19 protein-coding genes are annotated in these 15,490 nt (G+C 63.5%); 8 read left to right on the forward strand and 11 right to left on the reverse strand.

Annotation, left to right across the window (positions count from 1 at the left end; genetic code table 11):
- Positions 1–244 precede the first annotated feature (244 nt).
- A complete protein-coding gene (locus AC3WK8_RS27330) occupies positions 245–580 on the forward strand; it encodes a DUF2025 family protein (RefSeq protein ID WP_022640366.1) in 336 nt (111 codons plus the stop codon).
- A 48-nt stretch (positions 581–628) separates the two neighbouring features.
- Here the strand turns inward: AC3WK8_RS27330 and AC3WK8_RS27335 are convergent, their stop codons facing one another.
- Positions 629–952 (reverse strand): antibiotic biosynthesis monooxygenase family protein, encoded by a 324-nt coding sequence (locus tag AC3WK8_RS27335; protein ID WP_085597295.1) that lies wholly within the window; start codon positions 950–952, stop codon positions 629–631.
- The gene (locus AC3WK8_RS27340) at positions 949–1,668 is read right to left on the reverse strand and encodes a CTP synthase C-terminal region-related (seleno)protein (RefSeq protein ID WP_103326836.1); all 720 of its coding nucleotides are present in this window, start codon (positions 1,666–1,668) and stop codon (positions 949–951) included. Before AC3WK8_RS27340 ends, AC3WK8_RS27335 begins: the two co-directional genes overlap by 4 nt.
- A gap of 88 nt (positions 1,669–1,756) precedes the next feature.
- On the opposite strand from AC3WK8_RS27340, the gene AC3WK8_RS27345 reads away from it, so the two are divergent.
- Positions 1,757–2,635 (forward strand): LysR family transcriptional regulator, encoded by an 879-nt coding sequence (locus AC3WK8_RS27345; protein ID WP_103326834.1) that lies wholly within the window; start codon positions 1,757–1,759, stop codon positions 2,633–2,635.
- Between the two features lie 5 nt (positions 2,636–2,640).
- Here AC3WK8_RS27345 and AC3WK8_RS27350 read toward each other — a convergent pair whose 3' ends face one another.
- Together AC3WK8_RS27350 and AC3WK8_RS27355 are read right to left on the reverse strand one after the other, a co-directional pair.
- On the reverse strand, positions 2,641–3,180 hold the full coding sequence (locus AC3WK8_RS27350) for a DUF1003 domain-containing protein (protein WP_103326833.1): 540 nt from the start codon (positions 3,178–3,180) through the stop codon (positions 2,641–2,643).
- An 89-nt stretch (positions 3,181–3,269) separates the two neighbouring features.
- Complete coding sequence (locus AC3WK8_RS27355) at positions 3,270–4,589, reverse strand: methyl-accepting chemotaxis protein (RefSeq protein WP_085597292.1); 1,320 nt, start codon at positions 4,587–4,589, stop codon at positions 3,270–3,272.
- A 63-nt stretch (positions 4,590–4,652) separates the two neighbouring features.
- On the opposite strand from AC3WK8_RS27355, the gene AC3WK8_RS27360 reads away from it, so the two are divergent.
- Positions 4,653–4,877: a hypothetical protein gene (locus tag AC3WK8_RS27360; protein WP_143494624.1), complete on the forward strand. Its 225-nt coding sequence runs from the start codon at positions 4,653–4,655 to the stop codon at positions 4,875–4,877.
- A gap of 79 nt (positions 4,878–4,956) precedes the next feature.
- Here the strand turns inward: AC3WK8_RS27360 and AC3WK8_RS27365 are convergent, their stop codons facing one another.
- Entirely contained in the window at positions 4,957–6,027 is a 1,071-nt protein-coding gene (locus AC3WK8_RS27365; RefSeq protein WP_103326831.1) for a diguanylate cyclase, read from the reverse strand.
- A gap of 182 nt (positions 6,028–6,209) precedes the next feature.
- The gene (locus tag AC3WK8_RS27370; protein ID WP_085597290.1) at positions 6,210–6,818 is read right to left on the reverse strand and encodes a TetR/AcrR family transcriptional regulator; all 609 of its coding nucleotides are present in this window, start codon (positions 6,816–6,818) and stop codon (positions 6,210–6,212) included.
- Between the two features lie 202 nt (positions 6,819–7,020).
- Here AC3WK8_RS27370 and AC3WK8_RS27375 point away from each other — a divergent pair, with 202 nt between their 5' ends.
- Positions 7,021–8,079 carry an MBL fold metallo-hydrolase gene (locus AC3WK8_RS27375; RefSeq protein WP_085597289.1) on the forward strand — a complete coding sequence of 353 codons (1,059 nt, stop codon included), beginning with the start codon at positions 7,021–7,023 and terminating at the stop codon, positions 8,077–8,079.
- 62 nt (positions 8,080–8,141) lie between these two features.
- Here the strand turns inward: AC3WK8_RS27375 and AC3WK8_RS27380 are convergent, their stop codons facing one another.
- Together AC3WK8_RS27380 and AC3WK8_RS27385 are read right to left on the reverse strand one after the other, a co-directional pair.
- Positions 8,142–8,459 carry a hypothetical protein gene (locus AC3WK8_RS27380; RefSeq protein ID WP_031320348.1) on the reverse strand — a complete coding sequence of 106 codons (318 nt, stop codon included), beginning with the start codon at positions 8,457–8,459 and terminating at the stop codon, positions 8,142–8,144.
- Between the two features lie 102 nt (positions 8,460–8,561).
- Complete coding sequence (locus AC3WK8_RS27385) at positions 8,562–9,353, reverse strand: AraC family transcriptional regulator (protein WP_053137106.1); 792 nt, start codon at positions 9,351–9,353, stop codon at positions 8,562–8,564.
- Positions 9,354–9,467: 114 nt separating this feature from the next.
- Here AC3WK8_RS27385 and AC3WK8_RS27390 point away from each other — a divergent pair, with 114 nt between their 5' ends.
- Positions 9,468–10,283, forward strand: a complete 816-nt coding sequence (locus AC3WK8_RS27390; protein ID WP_053137103.1) for a sulfite exporter TauE/SafE family protein — start codon at positions 9,468–9,470, stop codon at positions 10,281–10,283.
- A gap of 119 nt (positions 10,284–10,402) precedes the next feature.
- Positions 10,403–11,560 carry a hypothetical protein gene (locus tag AC3WK8_RS27395; protein WP_103326830.1) on the forward strand — a complete coding sequence of 386 codons (1,158 nt, stop codon included), beginning with the start codon at positions 10,403–10,405 and terminating at the stop codon, positions 11,558–11,560.
- Between the two features lie 18 nt (positions 11,561–11,578).
- Here AC3WK8_RS27395 and AC3WK8_RS27400 read toward each other — a convergent pair whose 3' ends face one another.
- The 3 genes from AC3WK8_RS27400 to AC3WK8_RS27410 form a co-directional block, all read right to left on the reverse strand.
- Positions 11,579–12,559, reverse strand: coding sequence for a hypothetical protein (locus AC3WK8_RS27400; RefSeq protein ID WP_103326828.1), 981 nt, complete (start codon positions 12,557–12,559; stop codon positions 11,579–11,581).
- A 95-nt stretch (positions 12,560–12,654) separates the two neighbouring features.
- A complete protein-coding gene (locus tag AC3WK8_RS27405) occupies positions 12,655–13,458 on the reverse strand; it encodes an SDR family NAD(P)-dependent oxidoreductase (protein WP_103326826.1) in 804 nt (267 codons plus the stop codon).
- Positions 13,459–13,461: 3 nt separating this feature from the next.
- Entirely contained in the window at positions 13,462–14,373 is a 912-nt protein-coding gene (locus AC3WK8_RS27410; RefSeq protein WP_022640351.1) for a LysR substrate-binding domain-containing protein, read from the reverse strand.
- 107 nt (positions 14,374–14,480) lie between these two features.
- On the opposite strand from AC3WK8_RS27410, the gene AC3WK8_RS27415 reads away from it, so the two are divergent.
- Entirely contained in the window at positions 14,481–14,828 is a 348-nt protein-coding gene (locus AC3WK8_RS27415; protein WP_143494622.1) for a hypothetical protein, read from the forward strand.
- 12 nt (positions 14,829–14,840) lie between these two features.
- A complete protein-coding gene (locus tag AC3WK8_RS27420; RefSeq protein WP_103326825.1) occupies positions 14,841–15,449 on the forward strand; it encodes a glutathione S-transferase in 609 nt (202 codons plus the stop codon).
- The last annotated feature ends 41 nt before the right edge of the window (positions 15,450–15,490 follow it).

Consider the following 15,490-nt stretch of genomic DNA (forward strand, 5'->3'; position numbering starts at 1 on the left):
CTCGAAATCCTTTCGTGGGGGCGGGGACGAGTCGCTATCTTTTAACAACTCGATGACGCTTGTGCTATCGCCAGAGCGACATCGAGCGAGCAGTCGCGCAGGTCCCGGGTTTTTTCCGGCGCTTTGCAGTACTCTTGGACCCCGCAGTTTCCCCAGCAGAGGGAAGCCAGAAAACACCGCTGTTCCTTGCCTCGCGTGTAGACCATCGATCCCCAGTCCTGCGGGACCCATAGCGAGGTTTACCATGAGCATCACCTCCGAACTCATTTGCCAGGCCGCCGACCAGCTCAAGGGTTTTGTCGGTTTCAATCACAAGACTGGCCGCTACATCGTGCGTTTCAGCGAAGACTCCTTCGGCATGGACGTGGCCGACGACGCCATAGTCCCGGCCAGCGAGTTCGTCTGGACCCGCGCCGACGGCGAGGCCATGAGCCTGCGTCGCGAGCAGATCCAGCTGTTGCTGGACCAGAACATCGACGACCGGATCAACATCAGCGAGCCCCTGCGGGTCTACATGCGCCGCAGCGACCTGCCGGAAATCCAGGCCGTGCGCAGCTTGCTCTCCAGCGACCGGGGCTGACCCGCCGCGACTGCCCGGAGCGCCTGGACAGGCGCCCCGGGAGACCGTTCATTCAGCGCAGCCGTAGGCTCGCTCGACCCTGCTCACCCGCGTACTGAAGCTGCGATACCACTGGTTGCGACCGCGCTCGCGGACAGCGCTGTGCTCGGCGTGTCGCTTCCAGGCCAGGATCGCCTCCTCGCAGGTCCAGTAGGACACGGTGATTCCGAAGCCATCGGCGCCCCGTGCCGATTCGACCCCGAGAAATCCCGGCTGCTGGCGGGCCAACTCGAGCATGCGTGCGGCCGCCTGGTCATAGTCCGGATCGGCTGCATTGCGCTGGGAGCTGAAGATCACTGCGTAGTAGGGCGGTGCGGGTGTCTGGCCGATCATCGCTGAACCTCCCGGCAGGCCTGGAGCAGGGCTCGGGCCAGGGGCGGGGTGTGGCCGGCGAGTGCCGCGCGTTCGGGTTGGAACAAGGTCGCGACGAAGAACGGATGGCCGTCCAGCTCCACGGCGCGCAGTTCTGCGGCCTGGTCGTGGCCGCTGGCACGCAGGGCGCCGGCAAGCAGGGGGCCGGCGAAGTCCGGATTGACCCCGTAGCGGCAGCGGTAGCCTTCCTCGATGCGCTGGCTGCCATAGGCCCTGGCGATCAGGCTATCGGGGCGCAGCTGGATAAGGTCGCGGGTTTCCACCAGGGCGCAGCTCAGCAGGCTCAGGACCGCCCGCTCCGCCTCGGGAGCGGTTTCCCCGTGCTCGGCATCGGTCCAGCCCAGCACGTTGCGAGCGTATTCCAGCACCGCGTGCTGGAAGCCGCCGCAGGTGCCGAGAAAGGGCCGCTGTTTCTCCCGGGCCACGCGGATCGCCAGCAGTGCCCCGGCCATGTTGTGATAGGGGCTGCCGGGCACGCACCAGATGCCATCGAAACCTTCCAGTTGCCCGGCATCGTGCAAGTGTTCGGTAGCCAGCCACTGGTATTGCAGTTGCACGCCCGTCTCGATGGCGGCTCGTTCCAGGGCCAGGGGCAGGGCCTGGTGCGCGGTGATCCGGGGATCGTGATCACCCACCAGGGCGATGCGAATCAGTGGTGTCGCTGGGTGTGCGGGCATGGGGCACTCCTCTGCTCATGCTGGCTTGTGGTCGGTTGGCGGCCACTATAGATTGGCGCTGATGCAATCAATATTGGCATTTTGACAAGTGATCAATGCAGTAGCGCACTATCAACTGGACTATCCCGACCTGGCGCTGATCCTGGCCCTGGTCCGTGGCGGCTCCCTGGCCCGCGCGGCCGCCCTGCTCAAGGTCGATGTCTCGACGGTGTTTCGCGCGGTGCGCCGGCTCGAGGCCGGGCTTGGCCAGCAACTGTTCGACAAGAGCCGCGCCGGCTATCTGCCCACCGGCCTGGCCCAGGCGCTGGCCCAGCAAGCCGAGCAGGCGGAACAGGCGCTGGAGGCGGCGCGGATCGGTGTGGCCAGGGGCGGCGAGGTGATCAGCGGCAAGGTGCGCCTGACCTGCACCGACTCGGTGTTGCACAGCTTGTTGCTGCCGGCGCTGGCGCAGTTCATGCCGAACTACCCGGCTCTGGTCATCGAGCTGTGCACTTCCAACGATTTTGCCAACCTCAGCCGGCGCGATGCGGATATCGCCGTGCGCCTGACCGCGACGCCGCCCGAGCATCTGGTGGGGCGCTGCCTGGGGGCTGTGGCTTATCGCTTGTATGCCAGTGCCGCGTACTGCCAGCGGGTGGATTGCAGCGAGCTTTCGCAGCTGGCGTGGATCGCCCCGGACGACTTCCTGCCCGACCATCCGACGGTGGCCTGGCGGCGCCAGCAGTGGCCTGGGGTGCAACCGGCCTATCGCTGCAACAGCATGCAGTCGGTGGTGGAACTGGTGCGTGCAGGGCTTGGGGTCGCGGCGCTGCCGGACTTTCTCGTCGCCGACGGGACGCTGGTGCCCTTGAGCGAACCCCTGGGCCATGAAACGGCCCTGTGGTTGCTGACCCGGCCGGATTGCCGGGCCCTGCGCTCGGTGGTGACACTATTCGATGAGCTGGCGCGCCACCTGCGCTGGAACTGAAATGCTCAGGCGCCGGGCTGTTCCTTGCGCACGAAGTGCTCGTGCATTTCGCTGGTCAGGTTCTCGATACGCTCGGTCAGCTGCTTGGTCATTTCCGTCAGGCGAGTGTTCTGCTCCAGCAATTCCAGCAATTGCGCGGTGGTCTGGGCGGCCTCGGCCTGGCGCTCGCTATTGGCGACGGCCAGGGCTTCGCGGTGTTGCGCGTCGGCGTTGGACTGGGCCTTGTCCCGGGCGGCCTGGCGCGTCTGCGCCAGGAGGATCAGCGGCGCGGCATAGGCCGATTGCAGGCTGAAGGCCAGGTTCAGGAGGATGAAGGGGTAGACATCGAAGTGGGTCAGCCCGCTGAGGTTCAGGGCCACCCAGATCACCACTACCAGGGTCTGCGCGCCGAGGAAGGCCGGGGTGCCGAAGAAGCGGGCGAAGGCCTCGGCCTTCAGGGCGAAACTGTCGGTGCCGAAGGTCGGCGCCAAGTGGGCATGGGCGCGATGAAAGCGCAGGTGATCGGTGCTCGAGGTGGTTTTTTCCGGGGTGTCGCTGGAACTCATGGTGGCCTCCGCCAGGCGTTGGAACGTCGGGCCACTATAGCTTTGCAGGGCGTTCCCGGCGTCATTATCGACGCCGGGAACGGCTTCTCTCAGAGCGCGCCGCGTTCCCCGGCGAATACGCTCACGGCGTCTACCGCTTCGCTGGCGCCGTCGCGAATCTGCAGGATCGCGGAGCCCGCCTGGTCGGCCAGTTGCACACCCTTGGCCGCCCGCTCCCGGGTGCCGTCCATGCTCTTGATGGCTTGCAGGGTTTCGTTCTGGATCATGTCGATCATGCTGGAGATCTCCGCCGTCGAGCCGCTGGTGCGGGCCGCCAGTTGGCGCACTTCATCGGCCACCACGGCGAAGCCGCGCCCTTGCTCGCCAGCCCGGGCGGCCTCGATGGCGGCATTGAGCGCCAGCAGGTTGGTCTGGTCGGCGATGCCGCGGATGGTGTTGACGATGGCGGTGATCTGCTCCGAGCGCTCGCCGAGCCGGGCGATCTGCGAGGAGGAGTCCTCGATGTTGCTGGCGATCTGGCGCATTTCGCTGGCGGCCTGCTGGATCACCCCGGTGCCTTGCTCGGCGACTTTACGGGTCTGCACCGAGATGTGGTACGCCTGGGCCGCGCTCTTTGCATCGCGCTCGTGTTTTTCCACCTGCTCGGTGACGTCGGCGGCGTACTTGACCACCTTGCACAAGCGCCCGGCGGCGTCGTACACCGGGTTGTAGTTGGCCTCCAGCCACAGGGTGCGGCCGTGTTTGTCGATGCGTTCGAAACGGCCGTTGATGAACTGGCCCTGGTTGAGGCGGTTCCAGAAGTCCTGATAGCTGCTGCTGTTGGCCAGTTCCGGCTTGCAGAACATCCGGTGATGCTTGCCCTTGATCTCGGCCAGGCTGTAGCCCAGGCGCCCGAGGAAGTTGGCGTTGGCGTCGAGGATGGTGCCGTCGAGGTTGAATTCGATCACCGCCATGGCCCGGTCGATGGCGTCCAGCTTGTTCCGGGCCTCGACTTGCTCCTGGATCCTGGTGGTGACGTCCAGGGCGTACTTGACCACCTTGTAGACCTTGCCGGCTTCATCGCGGATGGGGTTGTAGCTGGCTTCCAGCCACAGGCTGCGGCCATCGCTGGCCAGGCGCTCGAAGGTGCCGGATTCGAAATGGCCGTCCCGCAGGCGGGTCCACAGTTTCTGGTAGTCGCTGCTGCGGGCATATTCGGCCGTACAGAACAGCCGGTGGGATTGGCCCAGGACCTGGTCTTCGCGATAACCCAAGGTCTTGAGGAAATTGTCGTTGGCCCGCAGCACACTGCCGTTGAGGTCGAACTCGATCACCGCCATGGAGCGGTCGATGGCGTCCAGCATGCGGGATTGTTCGGCGATGGTCCGGTTCAGGGAATCGATGGTCTTGTTGTGACGGTTGAATAGCATGTTGGCTGGTGCTCTGTGGGAAAAACGTTGCGTCGGTCCCTATTGAGTGCGCCGGTATGCCGAATGCTCCCTGACATCCGACATTATCTGCTCAATGCCAGCGTTCCATGGCTGACAGAAAAACTCACAGTGCTGATGCGGGACGACGCTTCGGGCGAGCGCCTGTGGTCGCATCAGGTGGATACGTATTGGCTGCGAGTCGATTTAATTGGCTTGGCCTGGCTAACGGTTGTAGCCGCAACGCTGCATAGGAAAGGCGGGCGCTGTCGCGAAGTGGCGGCATTATGATGGCATTGGCGCTGCAAAATCCAAATAAACTTGTACAAAAATATTTTTTACTTCCTTTTTGTATAAGTTTTTCAGGCTCTTATGCCATTTGCGCCTGGGTCAGACGATCCCCGTCATCGTTGCTGGCAGTCCGGTTGCGGCCATTGTTCTTGGCCTGGTACAGCGCCTGGTCCGCGGCATGCAGCCAGGCCGACGGATCCTTGAAGTTCGAGTCGAACGCCGCCAGGCCGATGCTCAGGCTGACCTTCAAGTCTTCGATGTGCGGATGCCGGTACTGGCTGAAGACCTGGCGCAGGCGCTCCATGACCTCCACTGCCTGCGGGTGGCTCATGCGCGGCAGGATCACGCAGAACTCGTCGCCGCCATAGCGTCCGGCAAGGTCGTCATGGCGCAGGTTGCGCCGCAGTTCGTTGCTCAGGTGGCGCAGCACCGTGTCGCCGATGAGGTGGCCGTAGGTGTCGTTGATCGATTTGAAATGATCGATATCGATCAGCGCGATGCTGGCCTCGATCTGCCGCTGCTGGCACTTGTGGAACTTGATGTGCAGCAGGTCTTTCCAGGAACCGTGGTTGAGCAGGCCGGTCAGGCTATCGGTGCGGCTCAGGGCGCTCAGGGCCCGCTTGTGCTCCGACAACTTGATCGCCAGGCGGTAGCAGACGGTGCCTACCGCCAGCGGGTAGAGGGTCAGCATGGGCAGGCAGGCGTAGACCTGCAGGTCGCTGATCCGGGTCGTGAAGCTGGCGCCGAACAGGGCCCAGGACAGCAGTATTCCGCCGCACTGGGCCAGGCTGCCGCGAATGAACAGGCGCAACCCTCCAGCGGCCACGTTGTTCATGGCCATCATCGACAGGATGGTCACCGTCGGTAGCGGATTGAATTGCATGGTGGCCGCCCAGAACCCGCCGAGCAGCGAGTCGTACAGCATGTTGCGGCGCTCCGCCTGGTAGGGAAAGGCCGAACGGGTGGAGAGCTGGCAAGCCAGGTGGGGCCAGAGCAGGCCATGGAACAGGAGCAGGGCCCAGACCCAGTCCGGTGGTGCCAGGGGCTGGATTGCGGCGAAGACACTGATACCGCCGATGCCTAGACCTATGATCCTTGGTCGATAGATGCGCCGGGCAAATGACAGCCCCTTGCCGCGTTGATTTTCCATGTATTCCTGCACCAGGTTCTGTAGTGGAGCACCGTGCCGGTGCTCCCGCGGCTTGGCCGCTTGTCGGATCAGTCCGGCGAATATTGTCAGTCATTCCAGGGACAATAATCAGTGTCCTTCGAAGCCATTTCAGCGTGCTGGAGGCAGGTTGTAGCGGGCAAGGGGGGCAGGGCGGGGGAAGTTCAGGCCTGATAATGGCCGAGAAACATGTCCAGGGCCGATTCGACCACCTGCGATTGCATTTCCGGGGTCAGGGGCGGGTGGCCGAGGCTGATCTGCGGCCACAGGGCGAAGCTCTTGAGCAGGCCGTGCATCTGCTGGGCCGCGAACTCCGCATCCACCGGCTTGATCCGGGCGTCGGCCTGGGCAGCGCGAATCCAAAGGCTCAGGGATTCTTCCCGTTCTCCCAGGCGCGCCACCATGTCCTGCGCGCGTTCCGGTGAATGGATGGCCGCGGCGATGGCCACCCGGGCGAGATCGAGGAAGTTTTCGTCGGCGAGCAATTGCAGCTTGGCCCGCAGCAGGCTGGCCAGTTGTTCACGCAGGGGCTGGTCGCTGCGGTAGGTGATTTCCGTTTGTGCGCTGATGCTGGCCCACAGTTGATTGAGGATCTCGGCGAACAGCTCTTCCTTGCTGGGGAAGTGGTTGTACACCGTGCGTTTGGAAACTCCCGCCGTGGCAGCGATCTTGTCCATGCTGGTGATGTCGAAACCACAGGCGCGGAACTCGCTGATCGCCGCCTGGATAATGGCGTTGCGCTTGAGGTCGGTGCGGCGCTTCGGAGCTGTCATGGGTCGGGTTCGTTCAGGGTGGTCGGGAAAAGCATCCGGCAGTCTACTTTGTCTTAATCCTGTTGCAATGCAGAAACTACACTGTGTAGTGTAGTTCGCATTCGAAACGATGATCCGCGGTCGGTGCCTGGGTGCAGGGCCAAATGATCATCCTGCAGCGCAACGCCGGCACTTCGCGGCGTTCCATGGAGTCACTCAAGTCATGGCCATTGTCTCGTCCAACGTCACTCGTGTTCCCCGCCAGGAAACCTCACGCCAGGAACAGGGAGCCTTTCGCAACCACGCTCCGGTGAGTCGTGCAGGCTTCGGCAAGACCTTGCAGATCTTCTGGAACATGCTGTTCCACAAGCCGCGCAATACCCGCCCGGCCGGCGCGATCCCGGTGCAGCCCCTGACCCGCGAACAGCTGCTGGCTGCGCCGGACCAGAGCGTCTTCAGGCTTGGGCATTCCACGGTGTTGCTGAAGATGCGTGGCAAGTTCTGGATCACCGACCCGGTGTTCGCCGAGCGTGCTTCGCCAGTGCAATGGGCCGGGCCCAAGCGTTTTCACCAGCCGCCGATCAGCCTCGCGGCATTGCCCGAGATCGAGGCGGTCATCCTCTCCCACGACCACTACGATCACCTGGACCACCAGACGGTACTGGCCCTGGCCAGCAAGACCCGGCACTTCCTCACGCCCCTGGGCGTGGGCGATACCCTGATCAAGTGGGGTGTGCCCGCAGCCAAGGTGCGGCAACTGGACTGGTGGCAGGGGTGTGAAATCGAAGGCATCTGCTTCATCGCCACGCCATCGCAGCACTTCTCCGGGCGCGGCCTGTTCGATGGCAACCGTACCTTGTGGGCCTCCTGGGTGATGATCGATGGGCTGACCCGGATCTTCTTCAGCGGCGATACCGGCTACTTCGATGGCTTCAAGCGCATTGGCCAGCAGTACGGCCCGTTCGACCTGACGCTGATGGAGACCGGTGCCTACAACGTTGAATGGCCGCATGTGCACATGCAGCCGGAGCAAACGTTGCAGGCCCATATCGACCTGCAGGGTCGGTGGTTGCTGCCGATCCACAACGGTACCTTCGACCTGGCCATGCACGCCTGGCATGAGCCCTTCGACCGGATCCTGGCCCTGGCCTGGGAGCGCAGCATCAATATCGCTACCCCACAGATGGGACAGCTCTTCAGCCTTGGCCAGCCCGACCGGGGAACGGCCTGGTGGCTGGAAGTGGAAGAGGTGCTGGAAGAGGCCGGTGTCGAGTCGGCCTGACACCGCATGCCGGCGCCGGTGCATGTCGTCCGGGGACGGATGGTTCAGCCCCAGGCGCGGGATCATTCGATCATGACGTAGTCCGGGCGCTCCATCGGGTTGGGAGTCGCTCCCCTGATGTTCATGCCCCGGCCAGGAGCGAAGCCCGGGAAAAACACCAGCCCCTGGCTTTCCAGACAGAACGCCAGGGCCAGGCGCGTCACGTCACGGACGTCGAAGCCGGCTTCGAAACGCTGGATCGCCTGTACCGACACCGTGGATTCGCGGGACAGGCGTTCCATGTCCCAATCCAGCATGTCGCGGGCCTGGGTGCAGTGCCTTGGGGTGAACTGGTAGAGAGCGATACGTTCCAGGGTGATTTTCATCGCTAGAGAGGCCATGGGTTTTCTCCGGAAGGTCGATGCGTGAAATTGTACTGTATATTTGTACAGTTATTCGGCTTGCGGATCAAACCCGATTGCGGGTGCTGCACGGACCTTTGGTCACAAGGTCTTTCCCGGCTTGGATTCCAGGTGATTCAGGTAGGTGGTGGGGGAGTGCCCCAGCACCCGGCGGAACATGGTGGAGAATGCCCCGGGGCTGTCGTAGCCGAAGTCCAGGGCGATTCGCGTCACGCTCTGCGCCGCTGCCAGGCGAGCCAGGGCCTGGACCACGCAGGCCTGCTGGCGCCATTGAATGAAGCTCATGCCCGTTTGCTGGCGAAACCCGCGATTGAAGGTGCGCAGGCTGACATGTAACTGCTGGGCCCAGGACTGGGGCGACTGGTGGATATCGGGGCGCATGAGGAAGGCCTGGCACAACTCCAGCAGCGGTCCGGCCATGGGTAACGGGATATGCAGGGGCAATGGCGGGCAGCGTTGCAGTTCGCGCAGCAGCAACTCGATCAGCAAGCCGTCGCGCCCTTGCTGGTCGTATTCAAGGGGGATCTGCACCGCCTCCAACAGCAACTGGCGCAACAGCGGCGACACACCGATAACCTGGCACCCACGACTGTCCAGCGGCGCAGCGTCAGGCTCAATGTACAGGCTGCGGGTACTGACCCCGAGCATCAGCACTTCATGTTCCACCTGGGGCGGGATCCACACCGCACGCTGGGGCGGAACTACCCAATTACCCTGTTCGGTAGCCACCTGCATGACGCCGGTGGCGCCGTACAGGAGCTGCGCTCGTCGATGGCGGTGGCGGGGCAGGCGCTGGCCGTCGGCGTAATCGGTACCGATGGCCACTACCGGGCGTGGCGTCTGGTCCAGCTGGTCGATGGGGATATTGCGCATGCCGACGAGTCCCGTGCTTGGCGTAAACGCCAACATTATTGGCTGACTTACTGAAGCCGGCCAAGCGCCGGCGTTCTATCGTCCGGACTTTCCCTGGCTGACGGATGCTGTTCGATGTTCTATCTATTACTGGCACTTTTTGGCTGCATGACGGGCATCAGCGCCGTGCTGTTCGGCTTCGGCGGGGGCTTCGTGGTAGTGCCGCTGCTGTACTGGATGCTGCTGGCCAGCCAGGGCGCGGACTCGGCGGCCGGGCAGTCGGCGATGCATATTGCCGTGGCTACCTCCACCTGCGTGATGATCGTCAACGCCCTGGTTGCAAGCCGCCGGCACCAGCGCGCCGGCAATCTGGTCCGGCATTACCTGTGGCCGCTGGGCGGGTATATCGGCCTGGGGGCGACGTTCGGCGCGGCTGCGGCGATGTGGGTCGATGGCGAGGTGATCCGCTATGCCTTCATCGCCTACCTGGCTATCACCATCGCCGATTGCCTGTTGCGGCGTGGCTTTCTCGACCCGGCCCAGGGTCAGCAAGCGCGCAACCTGGGGGGCATGCAAACCATGTTTGGCGGCATGGGAATCGGCGTGATCGCCACCTTTTTAGGGGTTGGCGGCAGCGTGATGACGGTTCCGCTGTTGCGTCGTTGCGGCTTGAGCATGACCCAGGCCACTTCCATGGCCAATCCCTTGAGCGTGCCGGTGGCCCTGGCGGGTACCGCCACCTACATGCTGCTGGCAGGCTTGAGCCGCTTCGACCTGGGTCCCTGGTTCGTCGGTTATGTCGATCTGCTGGCGTTTTCGGTACTGACCCTGGGGTCGCTGCTGGGCATTCGCCTGGCCACGCCATGGATCGGCCGGATCCCGGACCGCGTACACGCACGTGTGTACATCGGGCTGCTGGTGCTGGTGCTGCTGAGCATGTGCCTGAAGTGACGGGCACGTCACGCTCGATGGCTCGATTGTATTGGGGGCGCGGTTCATAATCGCCTACCGTCTAACCTGGCCGGGTCCTTTCGCGGAAGGTTCCCGGTGACCAATACAAGGGAACCTCCATGTTCAACGGACTGATGCGCCGACTGTTCCTTGTCCTGTTGTTGTCGATCCTGGGATCGGCCGCGCAGGCTTCGTCTACCCGCCAAATCCTGGTCGGGACCCTGGGCAACATGCCGATCGTGATGGAGATCGACACCAGCGACCCACAGAAGGTCACGGGGCGTTATTTCTACCAGAAGTACCACCATGACCTGGCCCTGGAGGGCACGCTGGACGGGCAGTCATTGCAGCTGCGCGAAGGTCGCGAAGACTATGCCAAGGACGCGCCGCCCCAGGCCGCTTTCCAGTTGCAGGGCACCGCCGACGGCTGGCAGGGCCAGTGGCGGGGAACCAAGGGCAAGACCCTGGAGGTCCGCTTGGCACCGGCCAGCGCCGCCGCGCCCAAGCCGGACGCGCTGCCCTACCTCGTGCAGTTGTACCGGGAAGACTTGTACGCGTACCTGCGCCTGCAGGGCCTGACGCTCAAGCAAGGCAAGCAGCAGGAGTTCATGGGCTACACCCTGCAATGGTGGAGCGAACCATCGTCGAAACTGGCGATGTTCAAGGTGGTTGCCGGTTATCCGCAGGAGCGCCAGGAGCGGCTCAACCAGTTGCTGATGGAGCGCCTGTGGAGCGAGGTGACGGCTTACCACGAGTGCTTGCTGGAGGCCGGCCAGGGTGGCGAGTTCATGCAGACCGTCAAGCCGCGGTTCTTCAACTCGGCCGTGCTCAGCGCCAGCATCGCCACCAGCTACACCTGTGGCGGCGCCCATCCGGATTTTGGCGACTCGCCCTTGAACATCGATGTGGGCAGTGGCCGTGACCTGGCCCTGACGGATGTGTTGTGGCTCGGTAAAGGCCAGCCGCCCAAGCCATCCCAATACAGTGCCCTGCATGACTACAACACCCAGCAGCTGGGGCCTTGGCTGGTCAAGCAGTTCACCGCCCTGCACCCGCGTGAAATGCGCGAGCCGGCCACCGAGGGCGATGGCTGCAACTACAGCGATGCCAGCGTATGGGGCGACAACAGTTGGTACTTCACCCCCAAGGGGCTGTTCATCAGCGCCTATTTCCCCCGTGCGGAACGGGCCTGCGATGGGCCGGAATGGGCCGTCCTGCCCTACTCGGTGGTCAGCAAGCACCCCGGCGCCGTGGCCCTGGACCTGCCCAAGCGCTGATGGCCGCTGGCTGGCCGGTCACTGGGTCTCCAGCCCCGGAGCCTCGCGGATCACCAAGTGGTCCAGGTTCTCGATATCGGCGCTGAAAACCCCGAAGCTCGCTTCGGGGTTTTTCTTGCTCGGTACCTGCTTGAAGGTGGGCGTCACACCATAGAAGAAGCAATACAGCTCACGCTGGCTGTCGATGGCGAGCTTGATCTCCTCGAGGAAGGCCTTGCGCTTGCGGTAGTTGTCCACCAGCTTCTTGCTCAGGTAGACGTTGACCGAATAGGGCTTCTTGCTGGTCTGGCCGTCTTCCTTGAACCAGACCTTCTGGGCGAAATCGATGCGAAAGCTCTGGGTGTAGTCCCTGATCTGCTTGACCTTGCCCCAGTAGATCAAGCCCTTGTTGTCTTGCAGGTACTCGATCCTCTTGAAGAACGCGGCATAGGACGCGGTGTGTTCGCCGATCTTCAACGGCATGCGCTTGAGCAGGTCCTTGTCGTCGATGTTCGACACGAAGCACTCCACCGGATGGGCGAAGACGCTGGTCTTGTCCGGAACGTTGTCATGCTCGGCGGGGGGCTGGGCGGTCTTGCCGGAAGCGGTTGGCGGGGCGGCCACTGAAGGGGCCGCCGCGATGGCCGAGGTGGCAGGCTTGCGCAGGTACTCGCGCCGCACCAGCAGCAGTTCCGAGGGGAAGTGTTCCTCGCGGTCCTGGGCGCTCGCCGCGCCTTCCCCATCGGCGGCCGTCTTGCCGGCGCCGTAGGGACAACCTGCTATATGGCGGGTGCCGGGCAGGTTCTTGAAGTGCGGGGTACGGATGTAGTTGAGGTTCTTGGCGTTGAAGGTGCCCAGCTGGTTGCCGGATTCGAACGCCAGGCGGCATTCGTCGTTGGGGCACTGGAAGCTTTCCCTTGCTGAATCGAAGTCCATGGTTTCGTCGAAATTCAGGTCCCGCACGTCATAGATCGACAGCTTGTCGTCGAGGCCGATGCAGTAGGCGGTGGCGAATTTCATGGAGCCTGGATCCTTGGGCGGGAAAGGGGACTTTATAGCGGTAGTGACAAGGACCTGCACCTGTTCTTTGCGTACCTCTGGCAAACCAGCGGTGGCTAAAGGGAAGGGTGCAGCCCGCCATCCATGTCGATGACCGCGCCGGTCACGTAGCTGGCCCGGGGGCTGGCCAGGAACAGCGCGACATCGGCGATTTCCTCAGGCTGCGCCAGCCGGCCGATGGGCAGCGCGGCCTCCTTGGCCTTGAGCACCGCCTGGACGCTCGACTGGCCATGCTCGGCCTCGAAGGCCAGAGTCTGCTCGGTACGGCTGGTCAGGGTCAGGCCGGGGTTGATGGCGTTGATGCGTATGCCGCTGGCCGCGTGGGCGTTGGCCAGGCCGGCATTGAGGAACAGCAGTGCGGCGTTGGCCAGGCCGCCGGCCAGGTGGTTGGCCATCACGTGGCGACCGCCGATGCCGATGATATTGACGATGGCCTTGTCCTCTTGCGCGCCGGCGGCGCGTTGGCGGGCGAAGGAGCGCAGGGCCTGGTGCTGCATGTTCAGGTAGGGCGTGAACTTGGCGTGCAGGGCTTCGTGGAAATTGGCAGGCTCCAGGGTCTGGAGCGGGTATTTTTTGGCCGCCCCCGCGCAGTTGACCAGGATATCCAGCGCACCGAACTGCTCTTCAAGGCTCGCCATGGCCTGCTCGCAACCAGCGCTGGATGCCAGGTCCCGGGCATGCGCGAGCAGCGGCCAGCCACGCTGGGCGAACTCGGCCCGGGCCGCCTCGAGGTGGGCCGGATCGCGGGAAACGATCGCCACCTGGGCACCCTCCGCGGCGAAAGCCCTGGCGCAGGCCAGCCCTATGCCCTTGCTGCCGCCAGTGATGATCACGCGCTTGCCATGCAGATGCAGGTCCATCGCTCACTCCGTTGGTTGTTTACCGTGTGCCAGCTGGTTCAGGTATTCGTCGACTTCGTTGGCCAGCCAGTTGGAAAACACCCGTTGCTTGACCTCCGAGCGTTCCCGGTTGGGCAGCACCAGCCAGTAGGGATAAGGGTAGGGGGCGGTGATCGGGGACAACTGCACCAGTTCTCCACGCTTGATCGCATCGTCCACCAGGCTGCGGCGTTCCAGGGCGATGCCCTGGCCCAGGCGCACGGCTTGCAGCACCAGGTTGGAGTCGTTGCTGCACAGGCCGATGCGCGGCACGTCGAGGTCCAGCCCGGCGGCCTGGCACCAGGGCTGCCAGGACTCCATGTTGAAGATGATGTTGCTGCTGATGATTTCCTCTGGGGTCTGTGGCAGCACGCCGCCGTTGAAGTGCGGAGCGGCGACCACCAGCGTCTCGTCATGAAACAGCAGGTGCTGCTCCAGCCCGTCCCAGTCACCCTTGCCCATGCGAATACCGACATCGACCGATTCCCGGGTCAGGTTCGACACCGCCAGGCTCGCCTGCAGGCGGATGCTGATGTGCGGCTGCGATTGCTGGAAGCGCGGCAAGCGCGGCAACAGCCAGCTGAAACCGAACGAAGGGAGGACGGCCACCACCAGCTCCGTGGATTTGGGCTGGGTCTTGATCAGTCGCGTGGCTTCGGCGATTCCACTCAGTGATTCGCGGATCTGCAGGGCATACAGCCGGCCATCCTCGCTGACCCGCAGGCCACGTCCCTCACGCACGAACAAGGTGACGCCTATCATCTCCTCCAGCACCTTGATCTGCTGGCTGATGGCCGAATGGGTGACATGCAGTTCCTTGGCGGCGGCGGTGACGCTACCGAGCCTGGCAACCGCCTCGAAGCTACGCAGGCAGGTGATCGGGGGAATGCTCGACATGTAATTTATTCTTACGCGTTATGGTAAAAAATATCGATATATAACTGTGGAGGTTGTCACTAGTGTAAGGGTTAGTAAAGTCTTCGACCGGCAAGAGGATGGATGCCATGGACTCAGCACACAGGGAGCGGCAAACGATCACGGGCAGCCCCGATGGTGCTGAGCACCAGGGCCTGCAAGTTTCATTGGCCAGGGCGCAACTGCTCTCGGTACGTTTTGCCCACGACATCTACACCCGGGCGGTCAGTGGCAAGCACTGGATCAGCACCGACGGCGTCGACTTCTCGATCGGCCCCGGTGAACGGGTGAAATTGTCCGCCGGGCTGGCCCTGATCGACGGTGAAGGAGTCCTGCAACTGGCGCCAGCCGAGCAGTGTTCCCCGCAGCCGCGCTCCTGGCGCCTGGCCCAGTTGTTCAAGCGTCGCACGGCGGCGCTGGAAATCGATATCAACTAAGGAGAGTGATGGATGAAACTCATTGGCATGCTGGATTCACCCTATGTTCGCCGGGTGGCCATTTCCCTGGACCTGCTGGGGATCAAGTTCGAACATGAACCGCTGTCGGTGTTCAGCACCTTCGAGGCGTTTTCCCGGATCAACCCGGTGGTCAAGGCGCCGACCCTGGTGCTCGACGACGGTTGCGTACTGCTGGATTCGACACTGATCATCGATTATTTCGAGACCCTGAGCGCTCCCGCCAGCAAGTTGCTGCCAGCGCAACCCCAGGCGCTGGCCCAGGCCCTGCGTACCCTGGGGCTGGCCTTGGCGGCCTGCGAGAAAACCGTGCAGATCGTCTATGAGCACAATCTTCGCCCGGCGGAAAAACTCCACCAGCCCTGGGTCGAACGGGTGATCCGGCAATTGCTGGCGGCCTGTGGCGAACTGGACAAGCAACTGGCGGCCCATCCAGTATCAGGCGAACGGCCGGACCAGGCCGCCGTCACCAGTGCCGTAGCCTGGTCGTTCATGCAGCTGATGCTGCCCGACGTGGTCAAGGCCGATGACTTCCCGGCGCTCAAGGCCCATGCCGCGCGCCTGGAACAGACCGAGCTGTTCAAGCGCTATCCGATCGCCTGACCCCTGGGCGCGGTCCGGGCCTGGCCCGACCGCGCCGACTC

The organism is Pseudomonas sp. FW507-12TSA, from assembly GCF_058781435.1.